The organism is Akkermansia muciniphila (genome assembly GCF_018709685.1).
Lineage (GTDB): Bacteria > Verrucomicrobiota > Verrucomicrobiia > Verrucomicrobiales > Akkermansiaceae > Akkermansia > Akkermansia muciniphila_E.
Genome location: NZ_JABDHQ010000001.1, coordinates 174,382 through 186,512, shown reverse-complemented (window position 1 = coordinate 186,512; position 12,131 = coordinate 174,382). Strand labels below are relative to the sequence as shown.

10 protein-coding genes are annotated in these 12,131 nt (G+C 55.5%); 8 read left to right on the top strand and 2 right to left on the bottom strand.

Going from position 1 to position 12,131, the window contains the following annotated elements; translation table 11 throughout:
• Positions 1 to 16: 16 nt before the first annotated feature.
• From HHJ06_RS00755 to HHJ06_RS00730, 6 genes are all read left to right on the top strand, one after another.
• Positions 17 to 1,048 (top strand): YeiH family protein, encoded by a 1,032-nt coding sequence (locus tag HHJ06_RS00755; RefSeq protein ID WP_215426899.1) that lies wholly within the window; start codon positions 17 to 19, stop codon positions 1,046 to 1,048.
• A gap of 120 nt (positions 1,049 to 1,168) precedes the next feature.
• Positions 1,169 to 2,242 carry a pyridoxal-phosphate-dependent aminotransferase family protein gene (locus HHJ06_RS00750; RefSeq protein ID WP_215426898.1) on the top strand — a complete coding sequence of 358 codons (1,074 nt, stop codon included), beginning with the start codon at positions 1,169 to 1,171 and terminating at the stop codon, positions 2,240 to 2,242.
• 217 nt (positions 2,243 to 2,459) lie between these two features.
• Positions 2,460 to 3,713, top strand: coding sequence for a DUF1015 domain-containing protein (locus HHJ06_RS00745; protein ID WP_215426897.1), 1,254 nt, complete (start codon positions 2,460 to 2,462; stop codon positions 3,711 to 3,713).
• A 20-nt stretch (positions 3,714 to 3,733) separates the two neighbouring features.
• Positions 3,734 to 5,305, top strand: coding sequence for a 3-phosphoglycerate dehydrogenase family protein (locus tag HHJ06_RS00740; RefSeq protein ID WP_215426896.1), 1,572 nt, complete (start codon positions 3,734 to 3,736; stop codon positions 5,303 to 5,305).
• Positions 5,306 to 5,460: 155 nt separating this feature from the next.
• Positions 5,461 to 6,510 (top strand): hypothetical protein, encoded by a 1,050-nt coding sequence (locus HHJ06_RS00735; protein WP_215426895.1) that lies wholly within the window; start codon positions 5,461 to 5,463, stop codon positions 6,508 to 6,510.
• Between the two features lie 124 nt (positions 6,511 to 6,634).
• Positions 6,635 to 7,318 carry a 7-carboxy-7-deazaguanine synthase QueE gene (locus HHJ06_RS00730; RefSeq protein ID WP_215426894.1) on the top strand — a complete coding sequence of 228 codons (684 nt, stop codon included), beginning with the start codon at positions 6,635 to 6,637 and terminating at the stop codon, positions 7,316 to 7,318.
• 81 nt (positions 7,319 to 7,399) lie between these two features.
• On the opposite strand, the gene rho is transcribed toward HHJ06_RS00730, so the two are convergent.
• A complete protein-coding gene (gene rho, locus HHJ06_RS00725) occupies positions 7,400 to 9,202 on the bottom strand; it encodes a transcription termination factor Rho (protein WP_251841349.1) in 1,803 nt (600 codons plus the stop codon).
• A 246-nt stretch (positions 9,203 to 9,448) separates the two neighbouring features.
• Positions 9,449 to 10,204, bottom strand: a complete 756-nt coding sequence (locus tag HHJ06_RS00720) for a YebC/PmpR family DNA-binding transcriptional regulator (RefSeq protein WP_215426893.1) — start codon at positions 10,202 to 10,204, stop codon at positions 9,449 to 9,451.
• Positions 10,205 to 10,592: 388 nt separating this feature from the next.
• Between HHJ06_RS00720 and HHJ06_RS00715 the strand changes: the two genes are divergently transcribed.
• Positions 10,593 to 11,366, top strand: a complete 774-nt coding sequence (locus HHJ06_RS00715) for a hypothetical protein (protein WP_215426892.1) — start codon at positions 10,593 to 10,595, stop codon at positions 11,364 to 11,366.
• A 6-nt stretch (positions 11,367 to 11,372) separates the two neighbouring features.
• Positions 11,373 to 11,975 carry a hypothetical protein gene (locus HHJ06_RS00710; RefSeq protein ID WP_215426891.1) on the top strand — a complete coding sequence of 201 codons (603 nt, stop codon included), beginning with the start codon at positions 11,373 to 11,375 and terminating at the stop codon, positions 11,973 to 11,975.
• Positions 11,976 to 12,131: the final 156 nt, after the last annotated feature.

Here is a 12,131-nt window from a genome sequence, read left to right as displayed (position 1 = left end):
GACCATTCTACAGCCCATGTCTCCCAAACACCTCGCCAATCCGCTACACGGTATTCTGCTTATCGTCCTGTTCTCCTTTTCCGCCTTTTACATTGCGGATTTTGAATGGGTGAAACACCTTTCCTTCAGTCCGTTGATCGTCGGCATCGTGCTGGGGATGCTTTACGCCAACAGCCTGCGCAACCATCTTCCGGAACCATGGGTTCCCGGCATTCAGTTCTGCACCAAGCAGGTTCTGAGAACCGGGATTGTACTTTACGGGTTCAAGCTGACGTTCCAGAGCGTGATTGACATCGGCGGAGCGGCTCTGCTTATTGACGCGGTTGTCGTTACCCTTACCATCCTGCTGGGGGTGGGCCTGGGACGGCTCTTGAAAATGGACCGGGATACGGCCCTGCTGACCTCCATCGGCAGTTCCATTTGCGGCGCCGCGGCCGTACTGGGCGCGGAGCCCGTGGTAAAAAGCAAGCCGTACAAGGCGGCCGTGGCCGTTTCCACCGTCGTCATCTTCGGTACCATTTCCATGTTCCTGTATCCGGCCCTCTTCCGTGCCGGGATGCTGGAGCTCACCACGGAGCAGATGGGGCTTTTTACCGGAGCCACGCTGCATGAGGTGGCCCATGTGGTAGGCGCAGGCAATGCCATGGGACAGTCCATTTCCGATTCCGCCATCATCGTCAAGATGATCCGGGTCATGATGCTGGCTCCCGTGCTGGTCATTCTGAGCATCATCCTGGCGCGCCGGGATTCCGCCAACGGCACGAACGAAGGAAAACGGAAAATCACCATTCCCTGGTTCGCCTTCCTGTTCCTGGTCGTCATCGGCTTTAATTCCCTGAATCTGCTCCCCTCAGGATTGGTGGACGCCATCAACACCCTGGATACTTTTCTGCTGACCATGGCCATGACAGCTCTGGGCGCCGAATCCAGTTTTGAGAAATTTAAAAAAGCCGGGGCGCGGCCTTTCCTGCTGGCGGCCCTGCTTTACGCCTGGCTCTTCTTCGGGGGGTACTGGCTGGTAAAGGGCGTTACGGCCTGGATGGCCTGAGGAAATTTCCGGAAAGGCCGGCATTCCGCATTTCCCGCCATGAAGAGCCGGGTTTCTCAGGAATTTTGAATAGCCAAACCGTTTGAAAACGCTATAGTACACGCACCCTGTTAAAAAACCATGGCAACCAAATTATTCATTCCCGGACCCACTGAAGTAGCACCTGAAGTACTCGCCGCCATGAGCGGCCCGATGATGGGTCACCGCTCCAAGGCCGCTTCCGCCCTGCAGCGCCGCATTTCCGATAATCTGCGCCGCATCCTGCTGACAGACCAGGAAATCCTGCTTTCCACTTCTTCCGGTACGGGCCTGATGGAAGGCGCCGTGCGTTCCTGCACCGCCAAGCGCGCCGCCATTTTTTCCGTGGGCGCCTTTGGCGACAAATGGTACAAGATTGCCACCGGCAACGGCGTTCCCGCAGATATTTTCAAGAGCGAGCTCGGCCAGCCCACCACTCCCGAAATGGTGGACGCCGCCCTGGCGACCGGCAAGTACGATACGATCTGCATCACGCACAATGAAACATCCACCGGCATTCAGAACCCTGTGGAGGAAATTGCGGAAGTGCTCCGGAAGTACCCGGATGTGGTGTGGTGCATGGATGCCGTGAGCTCCGCCGCCGGCTCCCGGATTGAAACGGACAAGCTGGGCGTGGACGTGCTGGTGACTTCCACCCAGAAGGCCCTGGCCCTGCCCCCCGGCATGGCCGTCTGCACGCTGTCCCCGAAGGCTTATGAACGCACCGCCTCCGTTCCCAACCGCGGCTGCTACTTTGACCTGCGTTCCATTTACGACACCATCCAGAAGAAGGATTACCAGTACACGAACACCCCCTGCGTTTCCATCATGTACGCCATGGACCTCCAGCTCCAGCGCATCATGCAGGAAGGCGTGGAAAACCGCTTTGCGCGCCATGAAGCCATGGCGGAATTCGTGCGCTCCTGGGCGGACGAGTATTTCAGCGTCTTTGCCAATCGTGACCACCTCTCCCGCACCCTGACGGTGATCAGCAATACCCGGGACATTGACATCGCCGCCCTGAACAATGTGCTGATCGAACGCGGCATGCAGCTTGGCAACGGTTACGGAGACCTGAAGAACAAGACCTTCCGCATCGCCCACATGGGTGAGCTGACGATGGATGACATGCGCTCCATCACGTCCAATATCGTGGACATCCTGAAGCTCAAATAATTCCATTCTCCCTTCTCTTTCCCGGGCCTGCCGGGAAAGAGAAGCCTGCCTCTCCGGAGGCATGAAAGGAACGGCTTCCTTGCACAAGATGCTCCAGGCAACTCTGCATACCTTGTCCGCCATGGTCCCGGCCTGCGCTCCGCCGCCTCCTTTCCGCGTACGGGCGTTCCGTTGCAGGCTCCGTTATTCCTGATCCCATCCCTTTTCTCATACTTCCATGTCCACGCTCCATCCTTTTCCGGCCCTGCGCCCCCCGCGCGAACTGGCCGCGCAGGTTTCCTCCCTGCCTTACGACGTCATGAACCACCGGGAGGCCAAAGAAATGGCCGCCGGGAATGACGCCTCCTTCCTTCACATCTGCCGCTCTGACATTGACATGAGCGAAGCCGCCATTCATGACCCGGAAACCTATGCCAAGGCCAGGGAAAACCTGGAGGCGTTCGTGAACAAGGGGTATCTGGTGCGGGATGACGCGCCCTCCTTCTACATTTACCGCCAGCTCATGTGGGGCCGCGTGCAGACAGGCATCGTCGGCTGCGCCTCCGTGGACGAATACATCAACGGCACCATTAAAAAACATGAACTGACCCGCCGGGAGAAGGAACTGGACCGCATTGAACACTTTGACGCCTGTTCCGCGCAGACGGAGCCGGTCTTCCTGGCCTACCGGAAGCACGAAGGCCTTTCCGGCATCATCCGGGAATGGATCAAATTCCATAAGCCGGAATATGATTTCACCACGGATGACGGCGTCACCCATATCCTGTGGCCCGTTTCCGACCCCGGTACGGTGGAAGCCATCCGGAAGGGCTTTGAAGAAGTGGACGCCCTGTACATTGCGGACGGCCACCACCGCACGGCCTCCAGCGCCGCCGTTTCCGCCAGACGCCGCCGGGAACACCCGGACTATACGGGAGAGGAGGAGTTCAATTACCTGATGGCCGTAGTTTTTTGTGATGAAGACCTCTTCATCATGGATTACAACCGTGTGGTGCGCGACCTGAACGGCCTGAGCCGGGAAGAATTCATGGAAAAACTCGAAACCGCCTTTGACGCGGTTCCCGTGGAAACCGTTCCCGGAGAGGGCTACGCGCCCCGCGCCAAACATGAGTTCGGCATGTACCTGGACGGCCGCTGGTATTCCATCACCGCTAGGCCGGACACTTTCTCTGCCGGCCACCCCATTGAAAGCCTGGACTGCGCCATTCTCCAGGCCAATCTGCTGGGCCCCATCCTGGGGATTGAAGACCCCCGCACGAGCGACCGCATTGACTTTGTGGGCGGCATCCGCGGCCTGGGAGAGCTGGAACGCCGCTGCGCCAGTGAAATGACGCTGGCTTTTTCCCTGTATCCCGTCACCATGGACGACTTGTTCCGCGTGGCGGACGCCGGGGAAATCATGCCGCCCAAGTCCACCTGGTTTGAACCCAAGCTGCGCAGCGGACTGTTCGTCCACACCATTGAACAATAATCTTTCCACCACACACCAATATGAACAAGGTTCTTATTCCCACCAAACTCTCCGACGTAGCGGCCAATACGCTTAAAACGGCCGGTTATGAAGTCATCCAAGACGCGGACACGCCTCTGGAAGAACAGGCCGCCGCCCATCCGGACACCGTGGCCCTGATCGTGCGCAGTGAAAAAGTCACTCCGGAAATCATGGATGCCCTGCCGTCCCTGAAGCTGGTCATCCGCGCCGGAGCCGGCTATGACAACATTGACATCGTGTACGCCCGCAAGAAAAACGTGGACGTCATGAACACCCCCGGCGCCAATTCCAACGCCGTGGCGGAAGAAGTCATGGCGATGATCCTGGCATATTACCGCCACATCGTCCAGGCGGACACCACCACCCGCGCCGGCCTGTGGGAAAAGAAGAAGTACATGGGGAGCGAGCTGACCAAGAAGACCGTGGGCATCATCGGGCTGGGGAACATTGGCCGCAACCTGGTCAAACGCCTCCAGGGCTTTGAACCCACCCTGCTGGGCTATGACCACTTCCTGGCCCGCCAGCGCGCCCTGAACATCGGCGTCACGCCCACCAGCATTGAAGACATTTTCTCCCAGTGCGACATCATCACCCTGCACGTTCCGGGCGGCCCCTCCACCCACAACATGGTGAATGCGGAGCTTCTTGAAAGCATGAAGGACGGCGCCGTGCTCATTAACTGTTCCCGTTACGGCGTGGTGGATGAAGAAGCCGTTGCCGCCGTCAAGGCCTCCGGCAAGAACATCGGCTACCTGACGGACGTGCACCCCAAGGACGCCGCAGGGGAGAAGCCCTCCGCCGCCGTGGCGGACCTGATCCTGCCCCACCTGGGCGCCAACACCCAGGAAGCCAACACCAAGGCCGCCAAGCGCGCCGCGGAACAGATGGTGGCCTATTTCTCCGATGGGGACACCTCCTGCGTGGTGAACGGGGAATCCCCCAACGGCCTTAATCCGGCCCATCTCCAGCTTGCCTTCCTGCTGGCCGCCCTGGCGCGCAATGCCGGGGGCAACAAGCCGATCCGCCGCGTGGAATGCACCTTTTACGGCAACCTGCGCGTATTCCGCAAATGGTTCACGGCCCCGATCCTGGAAGGGCTGCTGCCGCACGCGGAAAAGGGCCTGATGCCCGCCGCGGCGGAAGAATCCCTGCGGGAGCACGGCATCGTCTTCAAAGCCCGTGAACCTAAGGATGACAAGCCGTATGAAGACTCCATCACCCTGGACATCGCCATGGAGGAAGACGGGGAATACGTCTCCACCAGCGTGCGCGGCGTGGTGACGGAAGGCATTCCCATGGTTTCCCGTCTGAACAACTTCAACGGCCTGTATGCGGACCTGCGCGGCACGACGCTGTTCCTGCATTACAAGGACCGTCCGGGCATCATCGCCACCATTGGTTCCGCCCTGTATTCCAACGGCATCAACATTGACAACATTGCCGCTCCGGCTGACCACGCGACTCATGAAGCCCTGGCCGTGCTGAAGACCAACAAGCCCGTTTCCGACGAACTGCTGGACAAGATTGCAGGAGAGATAGGCGCTATTTCCGCCTTCGCCCTGAATCTTTAACCTGGAAAGGCGTCCCTCCGGAAAATTCCGGAATACCGCTTTCCACACAGCCCGTTTTTCCGCCTGCCACGGTGGAAGGCGGGCTGTCTTTTTTCTGCCATGTTGACAAGGCACGTCCATTTTTGTACTTTTACCCGAATCATTGGAACACTCTCATGCGCTACATACTGCTTCTCCTTACTATTTTAACCGCCGGATTTTCCGTCTGGTACTATCAGAACCGCATCTCCCCGGAAGGCAGGGAACTGGCCGCCCGGAAAACGGCCATGGAACAACATGCCGTGGCGCTGGAAAAAACCGTCGGCGAGACCCGGAAAAAGCTGGATGAAACCCAGGACGCCACGCATACGGCGGAAGAAGCCGTGGAAAAATTCCAGCAGGCTTATCTTGATCAAAAAAGGCAGGAGCAGCAGGAGGCCCTGGATGCCGCCTACCGGAAGAGCATGGCGGACCAGCAGGAGGAAGTAGCGGAACATAACCAGAAAATTGACCAGTTGCGCCGCCGCATGAACAGGCAGAAGGAAAACTCCAAATCCGCCAGGGAAGAATTGCTGCAGAAGAGGGAGAGCCTGAAAACCCTGCTTGCCAAGCTGGCCGACAGGCAGCGGAGCCTTCAGACGGAACTGGGCCAGGCGGAACGGGAGCTCTCCAAGAACCGTGAAGACGCCAAAGCTAAAAAGAAATTTTCCGGTGCCGCCCCCCAGAAGGATAATATCGCGGACCTTCAGGCGCAAATGAACCGTATCCGCGCGGCAACCGCCGCTACCAATAAAAAAATGCGCCTTTTGGATGCCGCCCTGGAAGCCCAGGAAAAAAATGCCGGAAAGCAGGAACTCCAAATGCGGAAAGTGGAAGAAAAACTTACCGAAGAGAAAAACAAGGCCCTGGTCGCCGATGACCAGGAAGAAAACGCGCTCCCGGATCTGGGAGATGAAGAATTACTGGCCACCGCCGGATACAGGGAGCAGTCCAAACCCGTCAGGGAAGCTCTGGAAAAAGCCCGGAAAGAGGAGGAACAGGCTTCCCGGGCTTATGACGAAGCCCGTGCAGAACTGCGCCATTCATCCAGGGATGAAGTAAAGAAGCTGGAGAAGGAGGAAAAAGACCAGGCCTCCTTCCGGAAGCTGTTCACGGGGGGAGCCTCTGTAGCGGGTTTCCTCCTGCTCCTGTTCACCGTGGGTGCTTTCCGGCGCAGCAACGGCTGAACCTGTTCCCGTTCTTTTTAACATTCCGGATGCAGAAGGTATCCGGACTTCCGCTCTTGCGGCAGCCTCCGCAGGGCGGCGTTGACGGACGGCGCCGATATGGTAGTCTCAGGCCTGCCTGATCATGCTCATACTGGCCCAGCTTCACGGACAACCGGAAATCTTCCATTCCATCCAGGGGGAAGGCGTTTCCCAGGGAACGCCCTGCATCTTTCTGCGCCTGGCAGGCTGCAACCTGGCCTGCTCCTGGTGTGATACGGCGTACTCCTGGAACGGAACGGTTCCAGGAGTACGGCTTACACCTGAAAAAACGGCGGAACTGGTCCTCCGTTATCCATGCCGCCGCCTGGTCCTCACGGGAGGGGAACCGCTGCTCCAGCAAAAAGCTCTTCCCTCCCTCCTGCGCCTGCTGCCGGAACATGCCGTGGAAATGGAGACCAACGGCACCATCATCCCGGATGCGCAGCTGCTGGAACGCATCACGCAGTTCAACGTGTCTCCCAAGCTTCCCCACTCCGGCAACGATGCCGGGAGGGCCTGGAAACCGGATGTCCTGCGCCGCCTAGCGGACACGGAAAAAGCCTGGTTCAAATTTGTAGTGGCGTGTGAAGAAGACGTGAAGACCATCCTGCGGCAGGCTTCCCGTGCCGGTATTCCCGCGGAACGCATCCTCATCATGCCCCTGGCTGCCACACGGGAGGAACTGGACGCCATGCGGGCGCCAACGGTGGAATGGTGCCTGCGCTACGGCCTGCGCTTTTCAGACCGCCTGCACATCGCCATCTGGGGCAGCAAAAAGGGCGTCTGAAAACGCCCTTGGTTTTAAATGGCCGGAATTCCCCGGCTGAAAGGGTTCCCTGCATGAACCCTTTCCTGCTCCTTCCGCGGCTTACACCTTCTGTTTCAGGTCCAGCAGCATCTGCGCGTTGCCGGGGTACTTGTTCAGGAAGAACAGGAAGCGTTCCATGGCTTCCACAGGCTTGTGCCCTGCCAGGGCCCGGCGGATCAGGTTCATCTTGTACAGCCATGCCTCCGGCATAATCAGCTCTTCCCGGCGCGTCCCGGATTTCAGAATATCCACGGCAGGGAAGATGTACTGTTCCGCAATGCGGCGGTTCAGCACCAGCTCCATGTTGCCCGTTCCCTTGAACTCCTGGAAAATCAGGTCATCCATGCGGCTGTTGGTTTCCACCAGGGCCGTGGCGATAATGGTGAGGGAACCGGCCTGGCGCGTATTGCGTGCGGCGGCAAAAAGGCGACGGGGCATTTCCAGAGCACGGGCGTCAATACCGCCGGACATGGTGCGTCCGCTCCCCTTGTCCGCGTTATTATAGGCACGGGCAAGGCGCGTGATGGAGTCCATCAGCAGGAAAACATGCTGGCCGGCTTCCACCAGCCGCTTGGCGCGCTCAATGCAGAGTTCCGCCATGCGGCAGTGGTCGCGCACCCTTCCGTCATTGGAAGAGGCGTACACCTCCGCACCGGGCAGGGAACGCTTGAATTCCGTCACTTCTTCCGGACGTTCGTCCACCAGCAGCACCATCAGGTGAATGGAATCCTTGTAATTCTCCAGAATGGCTTCCGCCATGTGCTGCAGCAATGTGGTTTTGCCTGCACGCGGAGGAGAAACGATCAGGCCGCGCTGTCCGCGCCCGATGGGAGCAATCAGGTCCAGCGTGCGCGTAGTATAACGTTCCGGACGGGTTTCAAAGGAAATGCGCTTGTTCGGATTGACCGCCTTGAGCTCTTCAAAATGCGGATTCTTGCGCGCCTTCTCCGGAGCGTCCCCGTTAATGGCAGTGATCTCCGTCAGCAGAATGCCGCGGTCATGGCGGCAGGCCTGCCCATGCACCCACACGGCGGGACGCAGGCCGAATTTGCGGATCATGTCCTGCGGAACGTAAACGGCTTCCGCAAAGGCGTCAAAATCATTATCCTGCTTTCTTAAAAAACCGAATCCCTTATTCGTGATTTCCAGGAGCCCATCCACGGGCTCCGGCGGTCCCAGTTCACGGGGAGCGTTATTCTGGGGGGCGGTTCCCTCCTGATGGTTATTGTTCCAGCGGTTCTTGACCCGGTCATTGCCGTTCCTGCCATTACGGCCGTCCTGGCGGTTGTTCCGGTTCTTGTTGAAACGGTCATTATTATTGTTATTGCGGCGGTTCTGCCTGTCAAAACGCTGTCTCTGCGGGTCGTTGCCCCGGTAGGTTTCACGGGCGGCATCCGCAGATAAATCCGCCGCGCCTTCCTGCACCACCTTGATGGACGGGGCAGAGCCATTCGCATCCTCCCCCCCTTCCTGTATACGAGGTTTTCTTACAAACCTCTGGCGGATCACCTTCGGCCTGCCCTCCCCGGGCTGTTCCGGAGCGGACTCCGCAGGAGCGGCGCCCGGTTCCGCAGGAACCATGGGAACAACGGCCTCTGCCCTGGCGCCCCCCGGTGTATCGCCCTCAGGCGCGACAACCTTGGTGGAACGCCTGCGGACAGGCTTGACGGGAGCCTCCGTTACGGGCGCCTCATGGGCGCCATCCGTTTCCGGCGCTTCCTCCACGGGCTTCTTGCGGGGACGTCCGCGCCGCGGCTTGGCCGGGGTTTCTTCCGTACCTTCCGGAGCCGGAATTTCAGCACTGCTTTTGCGGACAGTCTTCTTTTTGGGCTCAGGCGTTTCCCCCATTCCTTCACCTGCCATTTCCGGAACTTTTTTCCTTGCCGTCCTCTTGCGGGGGGCGGGGGAAGCATCCGGTCCGGACACGGAAAGCTCAACGGCAGCCTGGGGCCCCGAAGGAGTTTCCGCCGCAGACTTGGTTCTGCGGACAACACGTTTTTTGGGCGAAGGCTCCGGAGAAACCTGCTCCGGAGTCAAATCTGGGGGAGTATCAGACATGGAAAAGAAAATTGGACTGCAACAACAGGCGTCTCCTGAAAGACAACGGCGTTAGTCAAGCTGTTCGAGGATTTCTTCCGCCACGTCGAAATTGGAGAAGACATTCAGCGCGTCGTCGTAATCGTCCAGAGCTTCATACAGGCGCATGGCGGCTTTTGCCGTATCCAGATCATTAATCACGGAAATGTTCTGCGCTACGGAAATCAGCTTCATGGAGATCACCGTATGGCCAGCCTCGCGCAGGGCGGCGCATACATTGTTCAGTTCCGTCGGGTCCGTTACAAACACCCATTCGTTATCGGTATCCCCCTGCTCCACATCGTCCGCGCCGCATTCCAGCGCCAGATCCATGGCGGAATCCTCCGTCAGGCCTTCCGCCATGATGCGGGCTTCTCCCTTGCGTTCAAACTGGTAGGCAACGGAACCGGGCGTGCCGATGCTCCCTCCGTTCTTGGTGAAAAGAGTCCGGAGCTCGGAAGCGGAACGGTTCGTGTTGTCCGTAGCCACTTCAACCAGGAAAGCCGTACCCGCCGGACCGTAGCCCTCATAGGTAATCTCCTGAATGGTGGCGCCGCCCAATTCCCCGGTTCCCTTTTTGATGGCGCGTTCAATATTCTCTTTGGGAGTGGACACGGCCTTGGCCCCGTCAATGGCGGCGCGCAAGCGCGGATTCAGATCAGGATCTCCGCCGCCGCTCTTGGCGGCTAGCATGATTTCATGGGCAAAGCGGGCAAACACCTTGCCCTTCTTGGCATCTTCCTTAGCCTTAACGTACTTGATCTTAGACCATTTATTATGTCCTGACATAGAATTGGGAATAATAGTAAGTGAATGTAAAGAGACAAACTAACCAGCGGAACCGTTCTTCAACCCGGGCGAACACATTGTCTTTCGCAAATACCACGCAGGAAGGGAATCAGGGTGCGGCCATCCGTAAATACGTTACAGGGACCGGATACTCTGCCGGGGAACACGCCGCGCGCCCACAGGGCTCCGGCTACCGCTTGGCAGTCACTCTCAACACATGCAAAATAACGTATTCCCCAGCATTGGCAATACTTTTTTAGGTCACGGCAGTCAGCCAATCCCAAAAATACCTACCACTATCGTTGCCTAATTTTTAATATATTTTGATTGTTTCCAACATTATTATTATTTTATTGATATTGAAAATAAAAAACATAGAATTTATTTCATGAATAAATTGTCTTCCATTTCAAAAAGATACTGCGCCATTTTTGCACTTACTATTTCTTTTGTACCTTCTGGCATGGCTCAGGATGCTGCTCTGGAAAAACGAGTTGAAAACCTGGAAAATGGCATCAGAGAAATCAAAGACTTGCTCCAGGCAGCCAAACAACAATCTCCTTCTTCCGTATCCACAGCTTCCACCCCTCAATCTACTGCACCGGTGCAGTCTCCCAAAAATATTGATCCTGTAACTTTAGGAAAAGGAGCTATGATGGAAATTTGGAAAGTGGATCGTGGGTTTAACAAAGATACGCCAACAGGTCTTGCCGCCGGAGTTTTCATTGACAAATCAAATGTTATGAAGCTAACCAATTTTGAGTCCAGAAAAGATTTAAAGAATTTTTTGGACAGTTTCTTCGCTGTAAAATGGACGGGATTAATTAAGGTTGAAACATCAGGAGATCATGCAGCCATACTCGAAGCTTATACGGATCGTGATCCTGCCGGGTCATTCACTTCACATGTTTTCCTTCGTATTAATGGAGAATTGATATTGAGTATGAGCGATGCAAAAAATAATACTTATTTAAGAAAATCAGCCATCGACACTAACACAATTAATTTAGAGCCAGGATTTCATAAAGTGGAAATTTTTGCCTATGTAGGCCGTTGCAATGACCCAGCCCTTTCGTTGATATCTTACAAATTCTCTTTGAGACCGCAAGGAAAGGCTACTGCAAAAAGTTACCCTCCCGCCGAAATGTTTTATGTGAAATAATTTCGTATGGATATAGGGCCAAATAACAAAACCAGTGATCAGAATTCATATGGATTTAAAACTACTCTCTTTCCTATTTGCGCTGTTTTAAGCGCTCTTACAGGGACACTTTCATTTTTAAGTAATAAAGGAGTAGGGACACAGATATTTTTTATAATACTCTTCTCTATTCTCCTATATATTACATTTATTTTTTTTAAAAATAGAAATAAATATACGAAAGCACAGGGATATTTGTTTTGGAAAATTTCCGCAGTGCTTATCATCTCTCTCTTTATCTATACATTTTTAAAAAATTCAGAAGATACTGCTTCTGAAGAAAATAAAAATATATCCAACACTATCAATAATTCCTTCGATAAGAATAATTTTAGAGATTTACATATCTATAATTATATTTCTCCGGAGGACCGTCCGAAATCTGATCCTCTTCGTAGTCCATCGCTCGATGGCATGGCTCCTAATATTTCGATACCTGTCAAAAAAAAAGCCGCACAAAACACACGGGCCATTCTCATTGAAGAAGACCCAAAAACTCCCATCATGGAAGTTCCGAAGGATGCTGGAGATAAAAAAACTATAAAACCCGTTCTTCATTTACCCTCATAATATGATATTGCTATGCATTGTCTTTCCTTATGGTTTGGAGACAGTATACGGCTATTTTTCCTGATTCCGTCATGGAACGGAAGGGAAGTTCAACGCCGTCTGTGTTATTATTGACTAAGAAAGGGGGGCAGGCTTAGATATGCTCTTCTTCCTTTT